General features: G+C 70.6%; 21 protein-coding genes. 8 read left to right on the top strand and 13 right to left on the bottom strand.

Going from position 1 to position 23,081, the window contains the following annotated elements:
• Positions 1-304: 304 nt before the first annotated feature.
• Positions 305-1,189 carry a LysR substrate-binding domain-containing protein gene (locus BN948_RS17490; protein WP_009518400.1) on the bottom strand — a complete coding sequence of 295 codons (885 nt, stop codon included), beginning with the start codon at positions 1,187-1,189 and terminating at the stop codon, positions 305-307.
• A gap of 110 nt (positions 1,190-1,299) precedes the next feature.
• Between BN948_RS17490 and BN948_RS17495 the strand changes: the two genes are divergently transcribed.
• Positions 1,300-1,998, top strand: a complete 699-nt coding sequence (locus BN948_RS17495) for a glutathione S-transferase family protein (protein WP_009518398.1) — start codon at positions 1,300-1,302, stop codon at positions 1,996-1,998.
• 239 nt (positions 1,999-2,237) lie between these two features.
• The gene (locus BN948_RS17500; protein WP_035622985.1) at positions 2,238-3,464 is read left to right on the top strand and encodes a hypothetical protein; all 1,227 of its coding nucleotides are present in this window, start codon (positions 2,238-2,240) and stop codon (positions 3,462-3,464) included.
• Positions 3,465-3,487: 23 nt separating this feature from the next.
• On the opposite strand, the gene BN948_RS17505 is transcribed toward BN948_RS17500, so the two are convergent.
• Genes BN948_RS17505 through BN948_RS17515 form a run of 3 tightly spaced genes read right to left on the bottom strand, consistent with a single transcriptional unit; the run spans position 3,488 to position 6,900 of the window.
• Positions 3,488-4,708 carry an SAM-dependent methyltransferase gene (locus BN948_RS17505; RefSeq protein ID WP_009518396.1) on the bottom strand — a complete coding sequence of 407 codons (1,221 nt, stop codon included), beginning with the start codon at positions 4,706-4,708 and terminating at the stop codon, positions 3,488-3,490.
• Positions 4,705-5,499, bottom strand: coding sequence for a DUF1365 domain-containing protein (locus BN948_RS17510; protein WP_035623010.1), 795 nt, complete (start codon positions 5,497-5,499; stop codon positions 4,705-4,707). The genes BN948_RS17505 and BN948_RS17510 overlap by 4 nt, the downstream gene beginning before the upstream one ends.
• An 18-nt stretch (positions 5,500-5,517) precedes the next feature.
• Positions 5,518-6,900, bottom strand: a complete 1,383-nt coding sequence (locus tag BN948_RS17515; protein WP_035622988.1) for an NAD(P)/FAD-dependent oxidoreductase — start codon at positions 6,898-6,900, stop codon at positions 5,518-5,520.
• Positions 6,901-7,135: 235 nt separating this feature from the next.
• On the opposite strand from BN948_RS17515, the gene BN948_RS17520 reads away from it, so the two are divergent.
• A complete protein-coding gene (locus tag BN948_RS17520; RefSeq protein WP_009518392.1) occupies positions 7,136-7,720 on the top strand; it encodes a sigma-70 family RNA polymerase sigma factor in 585 nt (194 codons plus the stop codon).
• A 5-nt stretch (positions 7,721-7,725) separates the two neighbouring features.
• On the top strand, positions 7,726-8,382 hold the full coding sequence (locus tag BN948_RS17525) for a ChrR family anti-sigma-E factor (RefSeq protein ID WP_009518391.1): 657 nt from the start codon (positions 7,726-7,728) through the stop codon (positions 8,380-8,382).
• Here the strand turns inward: BN948_RS17525 and BN948_RS17530 are convergent.
• From BN948_RS17530 to BN948_RS17555, 6 genes are all read right to left on the bottom strand, one after another.
• Positions 8,345-8,788 (bottom strand): DUF2177 family protein, encoded by a 444-nt coding sequence (locus BN948_RS17530; protein WP_009518390.1) that lies wholly within the window; start codon positions 8,786-8,788, stop codon positions 8,345-8,347. The genes BN948_RS17525 and BN948_RS17530 overlap by 38 nt on opposite strands.
• Positions 8,785-9,438, bottom strand: coding sequence for a DUF6134 family protein (locus BN948_RS17535; RefSeq protein WP_009518389.1), 654 nt, complete (start codon positions 9,436-9,438; stop codon positions 8,785-8,787). The genes BN948_RS17530 and BN948_RS17535 overlap by 4 nt, the downstream gene beginning before the upstream one ends.
• A complete protein-coding gene (locus BN948_RS17540) occupies positions 9,435-10,226 on the bottom strand; it encodes a DUF1295 domain-containing protein (protein WP_009518388.1) in 792 nt (263 codons plus the stop codon). The genes BN948_RS17535 and BN948_RS17540 overlap by 4 nt, the downstream gene beginning before the upstream one ends.
• Before the next feature lie 61 nt (positions 10,227-10,287).
• Complete coding sequence (locus BN948_RS17545) at positions 10,288-11,337, bottom strand: SAM-dependent methyltransferase (RefSeq protein ID WP_009518387.1); 1,050 nt, start codon at positions 11,335-11,337, stop codon at positions 10,288-10,290.
• A gap of 10 nt (positions 11,338-11,347) precedes the next feature.
• The gene (locus tag BN948_RS17550; protein ID WP_009518385.1) at positions 11,348-13,840 is read right to left on the bottom strand and encodes a cation-translocating P-type ATPase; all 2,493 of its coding nucleotides are present in this window, start codon (positions 13,838-13,840) and stop codon (positions 11,348-11,350) included.
• Between the two features lie 12 nt (positions 13,841-13,852).
• A complete protein-coding gene (locus tag BN948_RS17555; RefSeq protein WP_009518381.1) occupies positions 13,853-14,275 on the bottom strand; it encodes a universal stress protein in 423 nt (140 codons plus the stop codon).
• 155 nt (positions 14,276-14,430) lie between these two features.
• On the opposite strand from BN948_RS17555, the gene BN948_RS17560 reads away from it, so the two are divergent.
• Entirely contained in the window at positions 14,431-15,438 is a 1,008-nt protein-coding gene (locus BN948_RS17560; protein ID WP_009518379.1) for an aldo/keto reductase, read from the top strand.
• Here the strand turns inward: BN948_RS17560 and BN948_RS17565 are convergent.
• Genes BN948_RS17565 through BN948_RS17575 form a run of 3 tightly spaced genes read right to left on the bottom strand, consistent with a single transcriptional unit; the run spans position 15,326 to position 18,428 of the window.
• Positions 15,326-16,357 carry a putative bifunctional lysylphosphatidylglycerol flippase/synthetase gene (locus BN948_RS17565; protein WP_009518378.1) on the bottom strand — a complete coding sequence of 344 codons (1,032 nt, stop codon included), beginning with the start codon at positions 16,355-16,357 and terminating at the stop codon, positions 15,326-15,328. The genes BN948_RS17560 and BN948_RS17565 overlap by 113 nt on opposite strands.
• Complete coding sequence (clsB, locus tag BN948_RS17570) at positions 16,354-17,670, bottom strand: cardiolipin synthase ClsB (RefSeq protein WP_009518377.1); 1,317 nt, start codon at positions 17,668-17,670, stop codon at positions 16,354-16,356. The genes BN948_RS17565 and clsB overlap by 4 nt, the downstream gene beginning before the upstream one ends.
• Positions 17,667-18,428: an endonuclease/exonuclease/phosphatase family protein gene (locus tag BN948_RS17575; protein ID WP_009518376.1), complete on the bottom strand. Its 762-nt coding sequence runs from the start codon at positions 18,426-18,428 to the stop codon at positions 17,667-17,669. The genes clsB and BN948_RS17575 overlap by 4 nt, the downstream gene beginning before the upstream one ends.
• A 289-nt stretch (positions 18,429-18,717) precedes the next feature.
• Between BN948_RS17575 and mutS the strand changes: the two genes are divergently transcribed.
• From mutS to BN948_RS17590, 3 genes are read left to right on the top strand one after another with little or no spacing between them, the layout of a single operon-like run.
• Positions 18,718-21,318 carry a DNA mismatch repair protein MutS gene (gene mutS, locus BN948_RS17580; RefSeq protein ID WP_050980663.1) on the top strand — a complete coding sequence of 867 codons (2,601 nt, stop codon included), beginning with the start codon at positions 18,718-18,720 and terminating at the stop codon, positions 21,316-21,318.
• Entirely contained in the window at positions 21,315-22,142 is an 828-nt protein-coding gene (locus BN948_RS17585) for a proteasome-type protease (RefSeq protein WP_009518374.1), read from the top strand. Before mutS ends, BN948_RS17585 begins: the two co-directional genes overlap by 4 nt.
• Before the next feature lie 7 nt (positions 22,143-22,149).
• Positions 22,150-22,986 carry an alpha/beta fold hydrolase gene (locus BN948_RS17590; protein WP_009518373.1) on the top strand — a complete coding sequence of 279 codons (837 nt, stop codon included), beginning with the start codon at positions 22,150-22,152 and terminating at the stop codon, positions 22,984-22,986.
• The last annotated feature ends 95 nt before the right edge of the window (positions 22,987-23,081 follow it).

Raw genomic sequence — 23,081 nt, forward strand, 5'->3', positions numbered from 1 at the left:
GGCCATGCGAGCCTCCCGCCCTGGGCCCCTTGCTGTTCAAGCTGGGTGACGACCCGCAAGTGCGCAACACCGACCTGCTGCCCGTGGCCGAGGCCCCAGGCCGGCGTCTGCTGTACGAGGCCTCGTCGAGAAGGACTGCGGATTCAAGAAAAAGCCCGCCGCCATAAAGGCGAGCGGGCCAAAGCTGTCGGCGACAAGAAGCCAACAACAGCAACTGCTGGGTGCCAGACACCGCGTGGCGTCTGGCTTGGCTCGATTGTACTGTACACATGTACAGTGTTTTCGCCGCTCTGGCTGAAGCCGGCTAACCCAACTGCACCGACAAGAAATCCAGCACCGCGCGCACCGACGGCAGCAGGCTGCGGCGGTGGGGCACCAGCGCAGTGGTGGTGACGCTGCCCGCCGTCCAGCGGGGCAGCACACGCACCAGTTCACCGCGCGCCAGGTGGTGCTGGCAGATGGTTGCGGGCAGGCAGACGATGCCCAGGCCGGCCGTGGCCGCGTGCAGCAAGGCCACGGACTCGTTGGCCACCAGGCGCGGCTGCGGTTCGATGGTCTGCAGGGTGTCTGCTTTGTCCTTGCTCAAGGTCCAGCGCGTGGCGTCCACGGCCGTCAGCAGGCCGTGGTGCGCGGCCAGGTCGGCCGGCTGGCGCGGCGTGCCGTGTTCGCGCAGGTAGGCCGGGGCCGCGACGAGCACCACAGGCTCGACCATGAGCGTGCGCTGCACCAGGCCCGAGTCGGGCAGCGGGGCGAAGTGGCTGCGCAGGGCGATGTCGAAACCTTCCTGCACGAGGTCCACGAACCGGTCGCTGGCGTGCAATTGCAGTTGCAGGCGGGGCCAGGTGCGGGCCAGCGCGGGCAGGTGGGGCGCCAACTGGAACTGCACCACGGGCACGGCGGCGGTGAGCCGCACGGTGCCGCTGGGCTCAGCCAGGCGGGACTGCACCACCTGCTGGGCGCTCTCCACTTCCACCAGCGCGGCGCGCGCGTGTTGGTAGAAGTCGTGCCCGGTGTCGGTGAGGCGAAAGCTGCGCGAATTGCGTTCGATGAGGCGCACGCCCAGGCTGGCTTCCAGCGCGGCCACGCGTTTGCTGAGGGTGGATTTGGGCACCGAGAAGCGCCGGGCCGCGGGCGCGAAGCCACCGCTTTCCACGGCCTGGGCGAACAGGGTGAGGTCGTTCAGGTTCATGGGGCCATTGTCCACAGGTGTGGACTTTGCGTTGCTTTTTCCCTGTCTAGGCGGCCAGCGTCCACGCCACAAGAATGCGCTCCTTCGTCAACGAAACAGGAGCTGAAACCATGAACCCGATTCTTTTTTACGGCGTGCCCGAGGGCTGCTCGTTCGGTGCCATCGTGGCGCTGGAGTGGAGCGGCCTGCCCTACCAACTCTGCCGCATCCAGATGCCCGAGGTGGTGAGCAGCGAGGCGTTCAAGCGCGTCAACCCGGTGGGCGAAACGCCTTCGCTGCGCACGGGCGACGGCCGCTTCGTGAGCCAGAGCGTGGCGATCCTGCACCACATCGGCGCGGCTGCACCCGCCAGCGGCCTGGTGCCCGCGCAGGGTAGCGCGGCGTTCGACCGCTTCAACGAGATGCTGGCGTTTCTGAACACGGATTTCTTCGAGTCGTTCGCACCGCTGTGGTACGCGATGGAGCATGGCCTGCAGGGCGAGGCCTTGCGCGGGGTGAAGGCCATGGGACACGACAAGGTGCGGCGCGCCCACGCGGCGCTGGAGGGCTTGCTGGACGGCCGTGAGTGGCTGGTGGGCGAGCACCGCAGCGCGGCAGACGCGTACCTGATGGGCATCGCCCGCTGGAATCATTTCCATCAAGTGCTGGATCGGCGCGACTACCCGGCGCTGCATGCCTTGTGCGAGCGCCTGCAGGCCGACCCGGCCGTGCGGTTCGCGCACGGGGTGGAGCACGGCGAGCCCGTGCGCAGCACCGGGGCGTTTGCCGGCCACGTGGAGCTGGGCGAGCTGCTGGCCCAGACAGCGTAAGCGCACACACGGAAACGATTCACCACCCGAGGGGAACGCCGCAGGGAGGACCACCAATTGCCGGGGGAACCGGCTCATGGAGGAACCTTGTTATGGCGGTGAACCTGCGGGCCTGTGCTCGCCTCGCACATCCTTTGGTCATGCACGCGCTGCTGGCGTGTTTGGCGCTTGCCGCGTGCGGAGGTGGTGGGTCTGACACGCCCGCTGCAAGCGACGGCGAGGCGAACGCGCCGCAAGGCATGGTCTACCTCAAACGCAACGCCAACTCGGCCGACTGGAGCTTCGGCCGCACGATGGCCTTCTCGCCCGATGGCAATGCGCTGGCGGTGGGCCAGTCGTCGGCGGTGGAGCTGTTCACGCGCCGCTCGGGCGCGTGGTCATGGGCGCAGACGCTGCCATTCGACTGGCTGGACCAACCGGCGCCGGCCTTCGCCCGAGACGGCAGCCTGCTGGTGGGTCTGCCCGGTGCCGACGCCACACTGCCCGATGCCGGCCAGGTGCAGTTGTTCGTGCCCACGCCCAGCGGTTGGGCGTTGGCCGATACCTGGCGCTCACCGGCGCCGACGGAGAACGGGCGTTTCGGAGGCTCGGTGAGCGTGTCAGCCGATGGCTCGGTGGCGGTGGTGGGGGAACCCGGCGTGTTCACGCCGGGGCGCTTTCACGTCTACCGCCGAAGCGGCGGTGTCTGGTCATTGCAGCAGAGCGTGGCGCCGGTGGCCCCCGAGGCGGGCAGCGGGTTCGCCCAGCAGACGAAGGTGTCGGCCGACGGCAGCACCATCGTGGTGAGCGCCCCGCACGAGCGCAGTGGCGAGCCCGACGACCCCGGCGACATCAGCCAGCCGCATGCGGGAGCGGCCTTCGTCTATGGGTTCGACGCCGACACGGGCACCTGGCGCCTACGCGCTTACCTGAAAGCGCCCTCGCCCATGGCCGATGCCTGGTTCGGCAGCGCCACCGCGATCTCAGGCAACGGATCTACCGTGGTGATCGGTGAACGATTCCGGGGTGTGGAGGCTTGGCCCAGCGCGGGGCGGGCCTACGTGTTCCGGCGGGGCGCGGGCGGCTACACGCTGGCGCAAACGCTCACCTCGCCCCATGCGCAGGACAGGCGCCATTTCGGCGGCCACGCATTGGCGCTCACGCCCGACGGCACCGCCTTGGCCATCGGCGAGATCGGCGACGCCAGCCGCGGTGTGGGCGCCGGGGCCGACCCCACGCAGCAAGGCCTCAGCTGGGCCGGCGCCACACACGTCTACCGCCTCGAGGGCGGCCGGTTCGTGCACGCGCGGTACCTGAAGGCCAGCAACACGGGCCAGGGCGACTTGTTCGGTTGGTCCGTCGCGCTCACGGACGATGCGGGCACCGTTGCCGTCGGCGCGCCCGCGGAGGGCAGCGACAGCACGGGCATCGGCGGAAACCAGGCGGACAACAGTGTGTTGCACCGGGGTGCGGTGTACATGTATTGAAGGCCCCGGCGTACCGAGGGCGCTCAGGCCGAGTCGCTCAGCCGCAAGCGATACAAGCCCACATCCACCCTCCCCCCCAGGAACCCCGCCTCGCAATAGCACAGGTAGTACAGCCACAGCCGCCGAAACGCCTCGTCAAAGCCCTGCGCCTGAATGGCCGGCCAGGCCGCCAGGAAGCGCCGCCGCCACTCGGCCAGGGTGCGCGCGTAGCTCTCGCCAAAGCACTGTTCTTCTTCGATCTCGAAGCCCGCGCGCGCGGCGTGTTCGCGCAGCACCCGCGGGCTGGGCAGCATGCCGCCGGGGAAGATGCAGCGCTGGATGAAGTCCGCGCCCTGGCGGTAGGACTCGAAGCGGTCGTCGGCGATGGTGATGGCCTGCAGCACCGCCACGCCGCCGGGCTTGAGGCGCTGGCGCAGGGTGTTGAAGTAGGTGGGCCACCAGGCTTCGCCCACGGCCTCGATCATTTCGATGGAGACGATGCGGTCGTACTGGCCCTGCACGTCGCGGTAGTCCTGCAGGCGCAGGTCGAGTTGGTCGGCCACGCCCCAGGCCTGGCCACGTTCCCTGGCGAAGGCGAGTTGTTCGCTGGACAGCGTGAGGCCGGTGACCCGCGCGCCGTGGCGCTGCGCGAGCGTGGCGGCCAGGGTGCCCCAGCCGCAGCCGATCTCCAGCACCTCGCCGCCGGGCGGGGTGTCCAGCATCTGCAGGATGCGGTCGAGCCGGCGCGCTTGCGCGGCCTCCAGGGTGTCGTCGGGCGCCTCGCTGAAGAGCGCGCTGGAATACAGCATGCTGTCGTCCAGCCACTGGCGGTAGAAGCCGTTGCCCAGGTCGTAGTGGAAGGCGATGTTGTGGCGGCTGCCGCGCCGGCTGTTGGCGCGCAGGCGGTGGGCCAGGCGCGCGAGCCAGCGCGCGGGCCGGCTGCCGTCGAGCAGCGAACCCCAGGCCGCTTCGTTCGCCAGGCCGAACTCCAGCAGGGCCAGCAAGTCCGGGGTGTCCCAGTCGCCATCGCGAAACGCCAGGGCCAGGCCCAGGTCGCCTTGCAGGAACAGGCGGTGCAGCGCGCGCCAGCGCCGCAGTTGCAGGCTGGCCTGGGGGCCGGGTTCGCTCCCGAGGATGTCGAGGGTTCGCCCGTTGGGCAGGCCCAGCGCCAGCCGGCCGTGGCGGGTGCGGCTCAGCAGCCATTGCAGCGGCGACCAGACCCGGGAGGCGTCGGGGGTGGGGGCGGTGGAGGTGCTCGTGTTCATGTGGGCTTGTGGTGGGCGTCGGCCCTGGGGGCGACGGTGATGTCCTGCTCGGGCGCGGGGGGCAGCGTGTGCACCGGCACGCGCTTGAGCCAGAGGCGCAGGGCCTCCCAGTGGATGGCGACGACGACCTTGAGGGTGAGCAGCGGGTGGCTGAGGAAGACGCGCAGCAAGGCGGCGTCGCTGAGTTCGCGGCGCCGGCCGTCCTGTCGTGCGACGAGCAAGGCGCCCTCGGCGTCGTGCACGTTCACGCCGATGGAGACGGCCTCGGCCGGCGGCACGACGCGAAAGCGGTAGGTCATGTCCATGCCGTTGAAGGGCGAGACGTGCAGGCGCTTGTCGATGCGCTGCTCGATGGTGGCGGCTTGCGGGTCGGCCACGGGAATGAGGTAGCTGTGGCGCTGGCCGAAGGTGTTGTTGACCTCGTAGATCAGCGCGGCGAGCGCGCCGTCGGGTGCGTGGCAGAACCACACGCTGATGGGGTTGAACACATGGCCCAGCAGGCGCGGCAGGGTGAGCAGGCGGATGGCACCGCCCGTGGGCAGGCCGGCGGCGCGCAGGCGCGCGTCGATCTGCGGGCGCAACGGGGCGCCGGAGCCATCGCCGTGGTCGCGCGCATGGAAGCTGAAGAGGTTGAAGCGGTCGACCGACAACAGGCGCAGGCGCTGCTGCAGGCGCGGCAGTTCGTCGATGTCGATGAGCAGGTTGTAGAGGCGGTAGCGCAGGTGGTGCCGGCGCGGGCGCAGGCGCTGGTGCATCACCTCGCCGACGTAGAGCGCGCTGTGGATGTCCATGGGGCCGGTCATCGGGACTCAGACCGCCACGGCGGCGCACTGCGGCAGCGCGATGCGGCCGGATTCGTCGGCCACTGTCCAGGGCCGGCGCACGCCGCCCAGGGCTTCGGCCACGGCCAGGCCGGCTTGCAGGCCGTCCTCATGAAACCCCGAGCCGAAGTAGGCGCCGCAGAACCAGGTGCGCTGCTGACCCTGCAAATCCCAGAGGCGGCGCTGCGCGGCCATGGCGGCGGCGTCGAACAGCGGGTGTTCGTACACCTCGGTGCGGATGAGGTGCTCGGGCCTTGGCGACACGGGCGGGTTCAGGGTGACGAACAGCGGATCGGCCCCGGCGCCCTGGGGCAGGTGGGGCTGCAGGCGGTTCATCCAGTAGCTGACGGTGGGCGGCGCGTCGCTGCCGCGCGCGGCCAGGTAGTTCCAACTGGACCACACCGCGCGCCGGCGCGGCATGAGCCCCGGGTCGCTGTGCAGCACGGCCAGGTTGCGGGTGTAAGCAAAGGCGCCGAGCAGCGCGCGCTCCAGCGGCGTGGGTTCGTCCAGCAGTTTGAGCGATCGGTCGGCGTGGGTGGCCAGCACCACCTGGTCGAAGGTCTGGGGGAACCAGCCCTCGCGGGTGCGCAGGCGCACGCCGTCCGCGCGTCGACGCACCTCCAGCACGGGCCGGTCCAGGTGGAGCCGCTCGCTGAAAGGGACGCACAGGCGCCGCACGTATTCGCGGCTGCCGCCTTGCACGGTGCGCCACACGGGCCGCCCGCTCAGCCGCAGCAGGCCATGGTTCTCGCAGAAGCGCACGAAGGCGGCCACGGGGTAGCGGCCCACCTGCGCGGCGGGCGTGGACCAGATGGCCGCGGCCATGGGGTAGAGGTGGTCGTCGCGGAAAGCGCGGCCGTAGCCGTGGGTGTCGAGGTAGTCGTCCAGCGGCTGGGCGCCGGCCTGGTGTGCATCGCGCGGGGCTTCGCGGTAGAAGCGCAGCAGCTCGCGCAGCATGGCCCAGAAGCGCGGGCGCAGCAGGTTGCGGGGCTGCGCGAACAGGCCGCGCAGGTCGGTGCCGGCGTACTCCAGCGCGCCGCCGTCCAGGCTGACGCCGAAGGACATGTCGCTGGCCTGCGTGGGCACGCCCAGGTGGTCGAACAGCGCCGTGAGGTTGGGGTAGGCGGGCTCGTTGTAGACGATGAAGCCGGTGTCCACGGGCACCGTGGCGCCGCCGCAGGGCGCCCCGACGGTGTGGCTGTGCCCGCCAGGGCGGGGTTCGCTTTCGAAGACGGTGACCTCGTGCCGCTGCGACAGCAGCCAGGCACAGGACATGCCGGCGATGCCGGTGCCGACGACGGCGATGCGTTGGTGACCAGGGCGGTGTCCGGGCGTGGCGGGGGCGGCGGCTTGGGCGTCGTCGAATGGCATCGCGGTCTCCGGCGGATCTCTGGTCAGGGGGCAGGCCCGGCAGTGGGCCTTGCGTCAGTGGCTTCTATGCAGCCTTCTACGCAGCCGGGAACCGTTTGGATTTGTTTCCGGCTGCTGCGATGATCCAGAACCCGCGAGCCTGCGTAGAAGCGGCATGGCCCTGCCCCAGCCTCGTCCCCCCACCGCGCCCGCCGACCCTTCGACGGGCGCGCCGCCCCATCGCCGAGCGCCTGCCTTGACCATCGTTTCCCTGGACGCCACGCGCACGCCCCGCCCCGATGAAGCCTGGGACGAGGCGCTCGTGGCCGTGGGCCAGAACCAGGACCGCGCGGCCTTTGCCCGCCTGTTCGGCCACTTCGCGCCCCGGGTGAAGCGCTACCTGATGCAGGGCGGCAGCCCTGAAACGCAAGCCGAGGAATTGACCCAGGAGGCCCTGGCCACGGTCTGGCGCAAGGCGGCGATGTTCGATCCTGCCCAGGCCGCCGCCTCCACCTGGATCTTCACCATCGCGCGCAACCTGCGGGTGGACGCGCTGCGGCGGCGCCAGGGCATCGAGGCGATGGACGAGGACTTCGACTTCGACCAGGTGCTGGCCGACGAGCCCGACGCCGACGAGCGCTTGCACACGGCGCGGCTGCACGAGCGCCTGCGTGGCGCCTTCGCGCGCCTCACCCCCGATCAGCAGCAGGTGCTGCACCTGTCCTATTTCAATGACGAACCGCACGCGCGCATCGCCGCCGAGCTGGGCATCCCGCTCGGCACGGTGAAGTCGCGCGTGCGCCTGGCGGTGGCGCGCTTGCGCCGCCTGCTGGAAGGCTGAAGACGATGGATATCCAACACCACCCCGACGACGAGTTGCTGCTGGCGCTGGCCAGCGGCCAACTGGCGCCGGGCATGCGGCGGGTGCTGTACAGCCACCTGGAGCTGTGCCCCGCGTGCCGCGAGCGCGTGCAAGCCCTGAACGCGCTGGGCGGCCAATTGCTGGACGGGCTGACGCCCGCCGACATGGGCGACGACGCCCTGGCCCGCACCTTCGCCCGCATCGACGCGCAAGCCGCCGCACCGGCCAGGACGATCACCGCGAGCGCGCCCCCTCCCCTGCCCGCCGGCGCGCGCTGGCCCCGGTCACTGGCGCACTGCGAGGCCACGCCCTGGCGCTGGATCGGCCCGGGCATGCGCTGGAGCCGCGTGAGCCTGCCCGAAGAGCCGGACGCCAATGTGTTCCTGCTGCGCATCGCGGCGGGCAAGTACCTGCCGCGGCACACGCACCAGGGCACGGAGTTCACGCAGGTGCTGCACGGCCGCTTCCACGACGGGCGCGCCCTCTTCGGCCCCGGCGACTTCGACGCCGCCGACGGCGAAATCCTTCACCAGCCGGTGGTGCAGGACGGCAGCGAGTGCATCTGCCTGGCCTCGCTGGACGCGCCGCTGCGCTTCGAAGGCGCTATTGCGCGCTTCTTCGGCTCGCTGGTCGGGATGTAAGTCGACACATGAGCCAGGCGGCGGCGCCGGCCGCGCTGCCGCTCACGAACGCGCCCCAGACCAGATCGGCCGCGGTGACCGTCCACGACCAGTCGCGCAAGGTGGCCTGGTTGGTCAGGTCGTAGGTGGCATAGGCGATGAGGCCGAACAGCGCGCCCAGGCGCAGGGCCGGCGCGGCGCGGGCCTCGATCAGCGCGGGCCGCACGGCGAACACCAGCAAGCCCAGGATGTAGAGCGGGTAGAACAGCGCGGCGGCAAGCCAGTCCACCGTGGGTGCCATCAAGTGGCCGATGGCGGGCTGGTACAGGCGCGAGGCCATGAGGCTCAACCAGACGGCGTCGAGCGCGAGGAACACGGCCATGGTGGCCAGGTAGGCGGCGGCGAGGCGGCTGGGGCTGAGGTTCATGGTGGCGTGGGCTGAGAGGTGAGTCGGTAGGACAGGCGGCGACCGCCGTCGAGTTCGGCGTCCAGCGCGATCCAGCGCCCGCTGTCGGCGGCGTACCAGACGTCGATGCGCTGATCGGGCGTGCGCAGTTGCCAGCCGCGCGCCGGCACGGACTGGCCCAGGCGCTCGATGCTGGCGTCGGGCAGGCGCTCGACGCGCACGGGTGTGGCCTGCCCGGTTTGCGGGTTGATCAGCGTGGACTGCGACACCAGGCGCGGGTTCCAGTACGCGAATCCCATGCGGCACCCGTCGTCCAGGCGCTGGCTGACGGCCTGCCGCTCCCCGTTGGTCTCGGTCTCGGCGCGCAACTCGCGCAGGCATTGGCCCTGCCAGCGCTCGTCCGCCTCGTGGCGGTAGCGGTAGACGGGCACGCCCAGCCAGCGCACCACGAAGCTCGCGCGGCTTTCGACGCTGCGCGCGTCGGCACCGCCGGTGACCACGAAGCGGTGGGTGCCGATGGGCTTGCCGTCGAGCGAGACGGTGAAGTCCCACCGGCCCGCGGGCGGCGCGTCGGTGGCTGGTGCGCCGGTGGCTTGCGCCAGCGCCGGCAGGCACAGCAGCGCCAGCGCCCACGGCCACGGGCCGAGCCGGCGCGCGGCGCGTTCACTCATGACTGTGCCTCCCGGCGCGGCGGCCAGGGCACGAAGGCACTGGTGCGCGCCATGTAGTCGCGGTACGCCGGGCGTCGCTCGGCCATGTCCTGTTCCAGCAGGGCCACGCCGGACACCTTGAGCAGCAGCCAGGTGATCATCAGCGGCGACACCACCGTCCATGCACCGGCCCAGCCGGCGGCCGGCAGCGCCATCAGCCACAGGCCCCACCAGAAGCAGGCCTCACCAAAGTAGTTGGGGTGGCGCGACCAGGCCCACAGGCCACGGTCCATCACCGCGCCGGGCGACCTGGGCCCGCGCAGGAAGCGGGCCAGTTGCACGTCGGCCAAGGTTTCGATCAGCAGGCCGCCGCCGGCCAGCACGAACCCCAGCGCGTCCAATGCCGTCAGGCCCACGGGTCGGCCCAGCGCCGCCAGCAAGGGCCAGCCCAGCACCCAGGCCAGCACGGCCTGCAGGCCGAACACCAGGTACAGGCTCTTGAGGCCGAAGGCATCGCCATGGCGTTCGCGCATGGCACGGTAGCGGCGGTCTTCGCCGTGGCCGCTGTTGCGCCGGCTGATGTAGATGGCCAGGCGCAGGGCCCAGGCCAGCAGCAGGGCCAGCAGCAGCCCGTCGCGCGCCTGCAGCGGCGGCAACAGGGCCCAGGCATAGACCCCCACCGGCGCCACCACCAGCAGCGACCACACGCGGTCGGCCAGGCTGGCGTCGCGCAAGGGCAGGCTCAGCGCCCACACGGGCAAGGCCACGGCCAGCGCCGCCAGCAGCCCCCAGGCGGCCAAGGTGATCATCGGACCACCCTCCGTACTGCGCACTGCGGGGCTGAGCGCCTTGGGAACGGCCCGGCGGCGCTCATGTGCGCCGCTCGAACAGGTAGTGGCTCACCCACCACTGGCCACCGTCCGCGTAGGCGAAGAGCTCTTCCACCGAGAGGAAGAACAGGCGCCAGCGCGTCCACCACACCGCGGCCTGCTCGCCGTAGACCTCGCGGAACAGGGGCATCAGCGCCTCCCGCTGCGCGTCCATGCGCTGCAGCCACGCGGCGGACGTGCGCGCGTAGTGCCGGCCGTTCCAGCGCCACTGGCGCAGCACGCGCAGGTCGTCCTGACAGCGCAGGGCCAGGTCGTCGCTGGGCATCATCCCGCCCGAGAAGAAGTGGCGGCTCATCCAGTCGCTGGCATCGCGCGGCTCGAAGGCGTACGGCGCCTCGCGGTGCACGAACACGTGCATGAAGAAGCGACCGCCCAAGGTCAGCCAGCGCGCCACCTTGGCGAAGGCCTGCGGCCAGTTGCGCAGGTGCTCGAACATCTCCACCGAGACGATGCGGTCGAAGCGACGATCGGTCTCGAAGTCGTTGAAGTCCGCGGTGATGACCTCCAGGTTGGCCAGCCCGCGCGCCGTGGCCTGGGCCTGGATGTGCTGGCGCTGCGAATGCGAGTTCGACACCGCCGTGATGCGCGCGCGCGGAAAGCGCTCGGCCATCCACAGGCTCAGCGAGCCCCAGCCACAACCCAGCTCCAGGATGTGCTGGCCGTCGGCCAGGCCGGCGCGCGCACAGGTCTCCTGCAACGCGGCGGCCTCGGCCTGCTCCAGCGTGTCCACGCCCGCCGGCCACCAGCAGCAGCTGTACTTGCGGTGCGGGCCCAGCACGGCGCCGAAGAAGTCGGCGGGCAGTTCGTAGTGCTGCTCGTTGGCCTTCTCGGGCAGTGGTGCCAGCGGGGCGCGGGACAGGCCGGCGTGGAAGGCCGTGGACAGGACGGCGCCAACCTCCGGGTCGCCGCTGTGCAGCTCGCTCAGGCGCTGGCGCAGCAGATGGCGGATGCCCAGACGCACGGCCGGGTCGGGCACCAGGCCTTGCTCGACCCAGTGGATGGCGGTCGCGGTGTTGGGGGCAAGGGACATGGCATCGGGATCAAGTGGGGGTGCCACTTGTACGCAGCGACGTGGCGGGGGGGTCACCCGCCACGAGCGCGCGAACCAGCCAGGCCGTCAGTGCACTGGCCAGCACGACCAGCAGCCAATCGCTCCCGTGCAGCGGGCGAAGGTTCAATACCCGGCCCACAACGGGGACCTGAATGGCCAGCACCACCGACGCCACGGTGGCGATGCCCAGCCAGCGGGAGGCCGCGCCGCGCCATCGGGTCAGGCCCGCGGTGACGCCCACGCTGGCCATCAACAGCACCGCCAGCGCCATCGCTCGCGCGTGTTCGACATCGCGTTCGACACCGAGCGCCTGGAGGTAGCTCCCGATCATGGCGACAACGATCCATGCGCCCACCAGGCCGATGGCCCCCCAGGCCCGGGTGGTGAAGAAGCTTGCTTTTCGCGGACACGGCGCATGGGCCAGGGTCGTGCCCGACGGCAGGTCTTGAAACGCCAGCATGGCGGTCGGGTGGATGACCAACTCCAGCCAGACGATGTGGATCGGCAGGAACAGCAGGGGCAGGCCCATCAGCGGGATGAGCGCGGCACCGACCACCAGCGGCATGTGCACGAGCAGCAGATAGGCGAACGCCCATCGCAGGTTCTGAAACAGCTGGCGGCCTTCGGCCACGGCGTCCACGATGGTCTTGAAGTTGTCGTCCAGCAGCACCACGGGCGCCACCTCCCGCGCGCTTTGCGTGCCACGCGCGCCCATGGCCACGCCGATGTCGGCCTGGCGAAGCGCCGGCACGTCGTTGACGCCGTCTCCGGTCACCGCCACGAACTCACCCGCGGCCTGCATCGCCTGCACCAGGGCCAGTTTCTGGGCAGGCGTCGCGCGGGCCACGACGTCCAGCGCCTTGTGCTGACGAAAAAGGGCGGCCGGGTCATCGACGGCCTCCAGCGCCACGGCGCGGGGCCTGTCCCCGCCCAACCCGATCGCGCGCGCGATGGCGGTGGCGGTGGCCAGGTGATCGCCGGTCACCATGACGACGCGCATGCCCGCGGCCATGCAATCGGCGATGGCCTCCCGCACCCCGTCGCGGACGGGGTCTTCAAAGGCCAGCAGGCCCGCGATCTCGAAGCCATGGTCGGGCTCCCGCTCGACGGACTGCCCAGCGATCAGGTCCTTCCACGCGCAGGCGATGACCTTGCGGCCGCACCTGGCGTGTTCATCGACCAGGCCCAGCCAGCGCGACCGTTCCGGATCGGTGAGATCGCACAGCGAGAGCACGGTCTCTGGGGCGCCCTTGGTGTAGGCCGTCAACTGGCGCCCCGCGCCAGACCAGACGGCGGTCTCGCGGCGCCGCGCCTCGGTGAAGGGAAAGTCGATCGCCCGGCTCGCCGCCGGTGGCGCCGAACCCGCCGCGTGCAAGGCCTGGTCCAGCGGATCGCCGCTGTCCGGCCGGGCCGCCGATGTGGCCATCTGCAGCAAGGCGCGAGCGTCCAGCGACGGGGCCAGCACCGTGTGCGAGAGCACCAGCGAGCCGGCCGTGATGGTGCCCGTCTTGTCGGACAGGATGCAGGTGGTGCGGCCGATGTTTTCCACGGCGACGGCCCGGCGCACCAGCGCGTTCTTTCGCGCCAGCCGAAAGACGCCCATGCCGAGGAAGAAGGTGTAGACGAGCGGAAACTCCTCCGGCACCGCCGCCACCGCCAGGGTCACCGCGCTCAGCGCCGCGTCGATCCAGCCGTGCCCCTGCCACAGCCGGACCACCGCGAGCACCGCGCACAAGGAGAGCGCAGCAGCGAGCAACACCAGCACCAGCTCGCCGATGGCCTTTTGCAATGGCGTGGTGCCATGGCTGCCTTCGGCCGCCGTGCGCACGATCTCGCCATAGCGGGTCCGGCCGCCGGTGAAGAGCACCCGAAGCCAGGCCGTGCCGGTCAACAGGCGGGTTCCCGCCGTGCCCCAGCGGTCGTCGGGCGCCGTGGCGGGCAGCGGTGTTTCCACCGCGATGGCGCGCTTGGCGACCGGCAGGGACTCGCCCGTCAAGGTCGATTCGTCCGCCTGCAGGCCATCGCCGGCGACCAGCAAGCCGTCGGCGGGGAAGTACTCGCCGGGCTTGACCTCCACCAGATCCCCGGGGACGAGTTCTCGCGACACCAGGTCCCGCCACTGGCCATCCCTCAACACCCGGGCCGAAGGGGCCAGGCGACTGGCCAGGCCGGCGGACGATGCCTGGGTCCGCCGGTGAAGGTAGGCGTCCATGCCCAGCAGCGGCCCCATCGCCAGCAGCAGCACCAGCGACTCGGTGAGTTGGCCGAGCAGCGCGAACAGGCCGGCCGAGACCACCAGGAACCACAGCATCGGATCGCGCGCGGTGTCGCGCGCCACGGAGGACCAGCCGCTGGTGGTCTGCGGGACGATGTCGTTGTCGCCACAGGAGCGGCGCTGCGCGATGACCTGCTCCGAGCTCATGCCCAGGTGGCCACTGACGCCAAGCGGCAACTGTTCCGGCGGGATGCGGCGTTGAGCCATTCGTGTCGGCGCTCACCGGATCAGCAGCACCGGCGTTGCGCACAGCGACAGCACCTTCGTTGCGACCGAGCCCATGAAGAGCCCGGCGATGGCGCCGTGCCCGTGCGTGCCCATGATCAGCAGATCGAACCGGCCGTTTTTGGCCAGCGCGGCGATGTGTTTGGCCGGGTGGCCGATCCGCAGCACGAATTTGGCCTGGATGCCGTGCATCCCCAGGAACTGGCGCACCGGCTTGAAAATGACCTGAGCGTCGTCTTCGTAGAACGACCGGGCCACGTCAAGCCCATGGAAGGCCGCCGCCCGATGGGGAAGCGCCGTGGCGGCGTGAACCACGGTGTACGCGTGTCGCGCGCCCAGCCATTCGTCGTGAGCGGCCAGGTAGGCCAGTGCGCGCCTGGTGTGTTCGCTGCCGTCTACTGCCAGCAAGATCTTCATGACTGCCCCCGGGATGGTCGCTCGCCGCGCCAAGCGGCACGCCCGCCATCTTGGTGCACCGGACCAGGACCGGGATGACGTGCGTCAACCCGGCGCGCATTGGCCCGACGCCAGCCCGACGTAGAGTCCGGGGTTTCATCCGAACCGGAGACACCATGAAACACCGCCAACTGGGCGCGTCGGGCCTTGCCACATCCGCCATCGGCCTGGGTTGCATGGGCATGAGCGAGTTCTACGGCCAGACCGACGACGCCGACTCGCTGCGCACGCTGGAGCGGGCGCTGGCACTGGGCGTCACGCACCTCGACTCGGCCGACACCTACGGCCTCGGCCACAACGAGAGCCTGCTGGGCCGCTTCCTCGCCGAGGGCGGCGCCACGCGCCGGCAGCGCGTGGTGCTGGCCACCAAGTTCGGCATCGTGCGCGCGGCCGGGCAATACGAGCGACGCATCGACAACTCGCCGGCCTACATCCGCGACGCCTGCGAGGCGTCACTGCGCCGGCTGGGCACGGACCACATCGACCTGTATTACTGCCACCGCCGCGACCCGAACGTGCCCATCGAAGACGTGGTGGGCGCGATGGGCGAGCTGGTGCGGGCGGGCAAGGTCCGCGCGATCGGGCTGTCCGAGGTCTCGGTGGAGACCCTGCGCCGTGCGCACGCGGTGTTTCCGATCGCCGCCGTGCAGTCCGAGTACTCCTTGTGGAGCCGCGAGCCCGAGGAAGGCATGCTGGCGGCCTGCGCCGAACTCGGCACCGCCTTCGTGGCCTACAGCCCACTGGGCCGGGCCTTCCTCACCGGCGCGCTGGAGACGGACAAGCTGTCCGACACCGATTTCCGCAAGAACAACCCAAGGTTCGTGGGCGAGGCGCGCGCCGCGAACCAACGCCTGGTGGAGGCCTTGACGGCGTTCGCCGCCGAGCGCGGGCTGAGCAACTCGCAAGTCGCTCTGGCCTGGTTGCTCAACAAGCATCCGCACGTGGTGCCGATCCCCGGCACCCGCCGCATCGCCTACCTGGAGAGCAACGTCAGCGCGATCGACATCGCGCTCACGCCCCAGGAGATCGGGCAACTGGATCGCCTGTTCGATCCACAGGCGGTGGCTGGGACGCGCTACCCCGAGGCGGGGCTGGTGGGGATCGAGTCCCCTCGCGCGAGCTGAGTTCACTGACGCCATACGCCGGCAGCGCCAGCGCCAGCGGCAACAGGTAGTGCGCCGCGCGGTACGCCAGCACGGCGGCCAGCACCTCGTTGAGCGGCATCGTCCCCGCCAGCGCCGCCGCCACCACGGCCTCCAGCACGCCCAGCCCGGACGGCACGTGCGTGAGCGCGCCTGCCACGCCGGCCAGCAGCAGCGCCCCGAGCACGGTGGCGTACGGCACCCGGCCCTGCAGCAGGTTCCACAGGCTCAGCGCCATCAGCATCCACACGGTGGCGCCCATCACCGCCTGCATCAATGCCACGCGGCTACCGGCCAGCGGCAGCGTGTGCTCGCGCCAGCGCAGCTCCGACTTGCCACTGAAGGCGCACAGCGCGTGGTAGCCCACGGCCACCACCAGCAGCACCGCGCCCATGCCGCGCAAGGCCACCATGCCCAGCGCCCATTCGCCCTGCAGGCGCGGCGGCGACAGCACGAGCACCGTGCCCAGTACCCAGCACCAGCCCAGCCAGTTGGCGATGAAGCTGTGCGTGACGATCTGCCCCACGGTACCGGGCGACAGGCCGGCTCGCGTGTACAGGCGCAGACGCATGCCCACGCCACCGATCAAGGCGCCGAAGTTGAGGTTGAAGGCGTAGGCGATGGCCGCCGTGGCCAGCGTGCGCGCGCGCGTGATGCGCGCCTTGGCCAGCCAGCGGCCGATGAGGTCATAGCTGGCGAACAGCGTGTGTGCGCACAGTGCCAGCGCCACCGAGATGAGGAGGTGGTGCAGCGGCAAGGCCTGCAGCGCGGTCCACACCTTGGCCCACTCCACCTCGCGCGCCTGTTGCGCCACCAGGTACAGCACGGCGGCCGCCAGCAGCCAGGGCAGCCAGCGGCGCGCGTGCGGCCACAGGCGCTTGAGGGTTGGCCCCGGTGTCACCGCAGGCCCTCCGCGTGGGCCGGTTCATGCGGCACGGGCTCATGTGGCACGGCTTCGCGCGACATCGTCTCGGCTTCGCCCGATTCGGGCACCACCGGCACCACGCGCGGCTTGGCGTGGTGCGCCCAGCGCGCCCAGGCCGGAAAGCGCCGCAGCGCGTGGAACACCACCATGCTGCGCAGCACGATCCAGGCCGAGCGCAGGCGACCGGGCCGCGACACTTGCACGGCGTCACAGCTTTTCTCCAGCACGCCGTCCAGCGCCTGGCGCAGCACGGCCGCGAAGGCGTTGTCGCGCACGATCACGTTGGCCTCCAGGTTCAGGCTCAGGCTGGTGGGGTCGAGGTTGCTGGAGCCCACCGTGGCCCAGTGGTCGTCGATGACGGCCACCTTGGCGTGCAGCGGGCGCTCGTTGTACTCGTGGATGCGCACCCCCGCGCGCAAGAGGTGTTCGTACAGCAGCATGGTGGCGCGCTGCACCCAGGGCATGTCGGGGTTGCCCTGCAGGATGAGGTCCACCTGCACGCCGCGGCGCGCGGCGCGGCGCAGGTCGCGCACCAGGCGGTAGCCCGGAAAAAAGTAGGCGTTGGCGATGACGATGCGCGTCTGCGCACTGCGGATGGCCGCGCGGTAGTGGCGCTCGATGTCGGTGGTGTGGCGGTGGTTGTCGCGTGTGACGAAAGCGGCCACGGCGCCCTGGTCGAGCGAGGGCATGCGTTCCTCGCGACGCAACTGGCGCAGGCGGCGCCAGCGGCGCAGCCACATCTCGCGCGGGGGCTGGGGCGTGCTGATGTTGGTGCGGCAAAAGGCCTCGATCTGTTCCACCAGCGGCCCTTCGATGCGCACGGCGTAGTCGAGCTTGGCCTGCTCCGGGTCCAGCGCCAGCACGTGGTCCTTGGCGTAGTTGATGCCGCCCACATAGGCCACGCGGCCGTCGATGACGGCCAGCTTGTTGTGCATGCGGCCCAGCATGTTGATGCGCGCGCCGAACAGTTTGCGCACGGGCTCGAAGGCGCGCAGCTTCACGCCCGCGTCGATCAGGCCCTGGACGAATTCGTCGCCGAGGTCGGGCGAGCCCCACCCGTCGATGAGCACGTGCACCTCGGCCCCGCGTTGGGCGGCGCGGATCAGCGCGGCCCGCAATTCGCGGCCGACGGGATCGTCGAACCAGATGAAGGTCTCGAGGAGCACCTGCTTCTCGGCGGTGTCGATGGCCTGGAAGACGCTCGGGTAGTAGTCCTCGCCGCAGCACAGCAACTCGATGCGGTTGCCCGGTAGCCAGCGGGAGTTCATCGCGGTCGCCGCCGTGTTCATGCCGCCTCCTTGAGCCGGACCTCGGCCGCCAGCGGGGCGTGGTCGGACAGGCGCGACCAGGGGTGGCGCGGCATCGGCAACGGTTGGACCGTCTCGACGTTGCGCACGTAGATGCGATCGAGCCGCAGCAGGGGCCAGGCGGCGGGGAAGCTGCGCGCATGCCGGCCGTGGCTCTGGCGAAACACCTCGCTGAGGCCGATCTGCGCGAGCCGCCCGTCCACGCGCTGGCGCCAGTCGTTGAAGTCGCCGGCAACGATGAGGGGCGCGTCGGCGGGTACCTCGCTGCCGATGATCTCGTGCAACGCGGCGATCTGGTGCTCACGGTCGCCTTCGAGCAGGCCCAGGTGCACACACATGAGGTGCAGTGCCGGCAAGGCACCGTGGTTCACCACGCAATGCAGCACGCCGCGCTGCGGCTGGATGCGTGGGTGCGAGAGCCGGTGGTTGTGGCTCTTGACGATGGGAAAGTGCGAGAGCACGGCGTTGCCGTAGCTGTCGCGCGGGGCCACGGCGTTGCGGCCGTAGGCGTGGTCGCGCCAGATGGTGTCGGCCAGGAACTCGTACTGCGACACGCCCGGGTGGCGCTCGTCGGGGTCACCGCCACCGCGCACCTCCTGCAGGAAGACCAGGTCGCTCTTGACGGCGCGCACCGCCTCGCGCAACTCGTGCAGCACGAAGCGCCGATTGAAAAAGCTGTAACCCTTGTGAATGTTGACCGTGAGCACGCGCAGGCTGGCGCCGTCACGCTTCAGCGGCATCCCGTGCTCCTTGTCGTCTTGCCAAAGTACGTCTCGTTTCATGATGAAGCCCATCGTGCCCGCGCTTTGGCGTTGGCGGGGCAACGAGCGGTAAAAGCGCCCTGCGCGGCAGCGGCCGATGCCTGCTCGCTGATTGACATTTCGGCCCAGGGTGCTAAGGACGGAGCGCGTGGAGGGGCAATCGGTGTGCCTGCACGCCTGGGGCGATCGGCTACAGTCTTCGGCTCTTTCCCAGTGCCCTCCCGCGCCCACCGTGACCGATTCCCTGGCCACCCCCGCCCACACGCCCATGATGCAGCAGTACCTGGCCCTCAAGGCCGGGCACCCGCACACGCTGCTCTTCTACCGCATGGGGGATTTCTACGAACTGTTCTATGAGGACGCCGAGAAGGCCGCTCGCCTGCTCGACATCACGCTCACCCAGCGCGGCCAGTCGGCGGGCAAGCCGGTGGTCATGGCCGGCGTGCCCTTTCATTCGGTGGACACGTACCTCGGGCGGCTGATCAAGCTCGGCGAGTCGGTGGCCATCTGCGAGCAGGTGGGCGATGTGGCCACGGCCAAGGGGCCGGTGGAACGCCAGGTGGTGCGCGTGGTGACGCCCGGCACGCTGACCGACGCGGAGCTGCTGTCCGACAAGAGCGAGGCGCTGTTGATGGCCGTGCACGCGGGCGCCCGCACCGGCTGCGGGCTGGCCTGGCTGTCGCTTACGCAGGGCATCGTCTTCCTGGCCCAGTGCGCCAGCGACGAGCTGGCCGACTGGGTGGCCCGCCTGGCGCCCGGTGAACTGCTCTACAGCGCCGAGACGACACCCGCGTTCGAGCAGCGCGTGATGGCCCTGGCCGGCGCGCCCACGCCGCAAGGCGGCAAGCTCGTCACCGTGCTGCGCCCGGCCTGGGCCTTCGACGCCGCGCTGGGCGAGCGCAAGTTGCTGGACCAGTTGCAGGCCGCCAGCCTGGCCGCCTGGGGCGCCGATGGCCTGGCCGACGCGCACGCCGCGGCCGGCGCACTGCTGGCCTACGCCGAACACACCCAGGGCCGCGCCCTGGCGCACGTGCGCAGCCTGCAGGTGGCGCGTTTCGACGAGCGCATCGACCTGCCGCCCAGCACGCGCCGCAACCTCGAACTGGTGCAGACGCTGCGTGGCGAGAGCAGCCCCACCCTCTTCTCGCTGCTGGACACCTGCGCCAGCGGCATGGGCAGCCGCGCGCTGCGCCAGTGGCTGCTGGAGCCCAAACGCGACCGCGCCGAGGCGCGCGAACGGCTGGGCGCCATCGCGACGCTGCGCAGCGGCCCGTGGCAGCGCCTGCGCGAACGGCTCAAGGGCTGCAGCGACGTGGAGCGCATCACCGCGCGCATCGCGCTGCGCCAGGCCAAGCCGCGCGAGCTGGTGGGCCTGGGCCAGACCCTGGGCCGCGCGGGCGAGCTGGCCGCCGCGCTGGCGCCGCTGGGCAGCGACGCCCTGCTGGCCCGCCTGGCCACCGAGCTGCAGCCGCCCGCCGGCTGCGCCGAGCTGCTGCAGCGCGCACTGCTGGCCGAGCCCTCCGCGCTGGTGCGCGATGGTGGCGTGATCGCCGATGGCTTCGACGCCGAGCTCGACGAGCTGCGCGGCATCCAGCACAACAGCGACGCCTTCCTCATCGAGCTGGAGGCGCGCGAGCGCGCGCGCACCGGCATCGCCAACCTGCGCGTGCAGTTCAACAAGGTGCACGGCTTCTACATCGAGGTCACGCAGGGCCAGTTGGACCGCGTGCCCGACGACTACAAGCGCCGCCAGACCCTGAAGAACGCCGAGCGTTTCATCACGCCCGAGCTCAAGGCCTTCGAGGACAAGGCGCTGTCGGCACAGGAACGCTCGCTGGCACGCGAGAAGTGGCTGTACGAAGGCCTGCTGGACACGCTGCAGGGTTTCATCGACCCGCTCACCCTGCTGGCGCGCGCGCTGGCGGCGCTGGACGCGCTGTGCGCGCTGACCGAGCGCTCGCTCACGCTGAACTGGTGCGCGCCCAGCTTCACCAGCGAGCCGGGCATCGAGATCCGCGGCGGGCGCCACCCGGTGGTGGAAGCGCGCCTGGCCGAGACGGGAGCGGGCGCCTTCATTCCCAACGACACGGTGCTGGGCCCCAAGGCGCGCATGCAGGTGATCACCGGCCCCAACATGGGCGGCAAGAGCACGTACATGCGCCAGGTGGCCGTCATCGCGCTGTTGGCCAGCATGGGCAGCCACGTGCCGGCGCAGGCCTGCCGGCTGGGCCCACTCGACGCCATACACACCCGCATCGGCGCGGCCGACGACCTGGCCAATGCGCAGTCCACCTTCATGGTGGAGATGACCGAGGCCGCGCAGATCCTGCACACGGCCACGCCCAACAGCCTGGTGCTGATGGACGAGATCGGGCGTGGCACCTCGACCTTCGACGGCCTGGCCCTGGCCGGCGGCATCGCCGCGCACCTGCACGACAAGGCGCGCTGCTTCACGCTGTTCGCCACGCACTACTTCGAGCTCACCGAATTCCCGGCCACCCACCACGCGGCCGTGAACGTGCACGTGAGCGCGGCCGAGGGCGGCAGCAAGGGCATCGTCTTCCTGCACCAGATCGAGCCCGGGCCGGCCAGCCGCAGCTACGGCATCCAGGTGGCGCGGCTGGCCGGCGTGCCCGCGCCGGTGGTGCAGCACGCGCGCCACGCCCTGGCCGCACTGGAGGCGCACAGCGCCGAGCAGCAGACGCAGGTGGACCTGTTCGCCCCGCCACCACCGGCCGAAGCGCCCGAACCCCACCCCCTGGTGGCCGCCATGGCCGCCATCGACCCTGATGCGCTGAGCCCGCGCGACGCGCTGGATCAGCTCTACCAGCTCAAGAAACTCGCCACACAGACGGGAGCCCCCACATGACCTACTGCGTCGCCGTCAAACTCAACGCCGGCATGGTGTTCCTGTCGGACTCGCGCACCAACGCGGGCCTCGACCAGATCAGTTCATTCCGCAAGATGATGATCTACGAGAAGGCCGACGACCGCTTCATGTGCCTGCTGTCGGCAGGCAACCTGAGCATCTCCCAGTCGGTGCGCGAGATCCTGCAGATCGAGCAACTCGACGACCACGAGGGCGGCGACCCGATCAACATCTGGAACGCGCGCAGCATGTTCGACGCCGCGCGCGTGCTGGGCTCGGCCGTGCGCCATGTGTGGCACCGCGACGGCGAGTCGCTGCAGCGCGCTGGCGTGGACTTCAATGTCTCCCTGATCTTCGGCGGCCAGATCCGCGGCGAGGGCATGCGCCTGTTCCAGGTGTACTCGGCCGGCAACTTCATCGAGGCCACGGCCGAGACGCCGTTCTTCCAGATCGGCGAATCCAAGTACGGCAAGCCGGTCTTGGACCGCGTGATCACGCTGGACACGCCGCTGGACGAGGCCGCCAAATGCGCCCTGGTCTCCATGGACTCCACCCTCAAGTCGAACCTGTCGGTGGGCCTGCCGCTGGACATGGTGGTCTACGACGCCAACGCCCTGCGCTGCGACAAGATCGTCTGTATCGAGGAAAACAACCCCTATTTCCGCATGGTGCGCAGCACCTGGGGCCGCAAACTGCGCGAGGCCTTCGACGACATCGAGCACCCCACCTGGGACGACGGCCAGACCACCGTGCCGCTGCGGTGCGAGAGCGAGCGCCTGGGCCCGCTCAGGAAGATCACCAACCCGCGCGAGAAGCTCATCTGAGCGCGGCGTGATCGTCTTCTCGCACGCCAACAGTTTCCCTGCGGGCACCTACCAGGTGCTGTTTCGCAGCCTGCGCGCGCGCGGCCACGTGGTGCGCGCGGTGGAGCGGTTCGGGCACGACCCGCGCTACCCCGTCACCAGCAACTGGCCACACCTGGTGCAGCAACTGGCCGACTTCGCCAGTGCCGAGGTGGAACGCGCGGGTGAGGCCCCCTGGCTGGTCGGCCATTCGCTGGGCGGCTTCCTCAGCCTCATGTGCGCCGCGCGCCACGCCGAACTGGGTGGCCAGCGCGTGCGCGGCGTGCTGCTGATCGATTCGCCCCTGCTGGGGGGTTGGCGCGCGCGCACGCTGGAGCTCGTCAAGCGCACGCAACTCGTGGGGTCGGTCTCGCCCGGGCGCATCAGCCGCAAGCGCCGCCAGGCCTGGCCCGACGCCGACGCCGCGCTGGAGCACCTGCGCCACAAACGCGCGTTCGCGCACTGGGACCCGCAGTGCCTGCGGGACTACATCGAGCACGGCACGCACGACGCCGACACGCCCCAAGGCCCGCAGCGCGTGCTCAGCTTCGACCGCGAGATCGAGACCGCCATCTACAACACCCTGCCCCACAACCTGGACCGCTTGCTGCGCCGCCACCCGCTGCAATGCCCGGTGGGCTTCATCGGCGGCACGCGTTCGCTGGAGATGCAGCAGGTGGGCATGGCGATGACGCGGCGCGTGCTGGGCCGCGGTGGCGAGGCGCGGCTGCGACTGATCGAGGGCTCGCACCTGTTCCCCATGGAAAAGCCCCAGGAAACAGCCGCCGCCATCGACGAGTTGCTGGCCGTGCTGGCCGCGGACTGAGACCTGCATCACGGCCTCGGGGGCACCCCGGGCTGCCCCTTATGCGGCAGTACCCCCAGGGGGTGTAACCTCGCGCCCCGTGACCTCAGACGATG

Source organism: Hydrogenophaga intermedia (assembly GCF_000723405.1).
GTDB lineage: Bacteria > Pseudomonadota > Gammaproteobacteria > Burkholderiales > Burkholderiaceae_C > Hydrogenophaga > Hydrogenophaga intermedia.

What these genes read in the sequence shown, in the direction of transcription:
- BN948_RS17490 (WP_009518400.1), bottom strand. Translation starts at nt 1,189, where the DNA reads ATGAACCTGAACGACCTCACCCTGTTCGCCCAGGCCGTGGAAAGCGGT.
- BN948_RS17495 (WP_009518398.1), top strand. Translation starts at nt 1,300, where the DNA reads ATGAACCCGATTCTTTTTTACGGCGTGCCCGAGGGCTGCTCGTTCGGT.
- BN948_RS17500 (WP_035622985.1), top strand. Translation starts at nt 2,238, where the DNA reads ATGGTCTACCTCAAACGCAACGCCAACTCGGCCGACTGGAGCTTCGGC.
- BN948_RS17505 (WP_009518396.1), bottom strand. Translation starts at nt 4,708, where the DNA reads ATGAACACGAGCACCTCCACCGCCCCCACCCCCGACGCCTCCCGGGTC.
- BN948_RS17510 (WP_035623010.1), bottom strand. Translation starts at nt 5,499, where the DNA reads ATGGACATCCACAGCGCGCTCTACGTCGGCGAGGTGATGCACCAGCGC.
- BN948_RS17515 (WP_035622988.1), bottom strand. Translation starts at nt 6,900, where the DNA reads ATGCCATTCGACGACGCCCAAGCCGCCGCCCCCGCCACGCCCGGACAC.
- BN948_RS17525 (WP_009518391.1), top strand. Translation starts at nt 7,726, where the DNA reads ATGGATATCCAACACCACCCCGACGACGAGTTGCTGCTGGCGCTGGCC.
- BN948_RS17530 (WP_009518390.1), bottom strand. Translation starts at nt 8,788, where the DNA reads ATGAACCTCAGCCCCAGCCGCCTCGCCGCCGCCTACCTGGCCACCATG.
- BN948_RS17535 (WP_009518389.1), bottom strand. Translation starts at nt 9,438, where the DNA reads ATGAGTGAACGCGCCGCGCGCCGGCTCGGCCCGTGGCCGTGGGCGCTG.
- BN948_RS17540 (WP_009518388.1), bottom strand. Translation starts at nt 10,226, where the DNA reads ATGATCACCTTGGCCGCCTGGGGGCTGCTGGCGGCGCTGGCCGTGGCC.
- BN948_RS17545 (WP_009518387.1), bottom strand. Translation starts at nt 11,337, where the DNA reads ATGTCCCTTGCCCCCAACACCGCGACCGCCATCCACTGGGTCGAGCAA.
- BN948_RS17550 (WP_009518385.1), bottom strand. Translation starts at nt 13,840, where the DNA reads ATGGCTCAACGCCGCATCCCGCCGGAACAGTTGCCGCTTGGCGTCAGT.
- BN948_RS17555 (WP_009518381.1), bottom strand. Translation starts at nt 14,275, where the DNA reads ATGAAGATCTTGCTGGCAGTAGACGGCAGCGAACACACCAGGCGCGCA.
- BN948_RS17560 (WP_009518379.1), top strand. Translation starts at nt 14,431, where the DNA reads ATGAAACACCGCCAACTGGGCGCGTCGGGCCTTGCCACATCCGCCATC.
- clsB (WP_009518377.1), bottom strand. Translation starts at nt 17,670, where the DNA reads ATGAACACGGCGGCGACCGCGATGAACTCCCGCTGGCTACCGGGCAAC.
- BN948_RS17575 (WP_009518376.1), bottom strand. Translation starts at nt 18,428, where the DNA reads ATGCCGCTGAAGCGTGACGGCGCCAGCCTGCGCGTGCTCACGGTCAAC.
- mutS (WP_050980663.1), top strand. Translation starts at nt 18,718, where the DNA reads ATGATGCAGCAGTACCTGGCCCTCAAGGCCGGGCACCCGCACACGCTG.
- BN948_RS17585 (WP_009518374.1), top strand. Translation starts at nt 21,315, where the DNA reads ATGACCTACTGCGTCGCCGTCAAACTCAACGCCGGCATGGTGTTCCTG.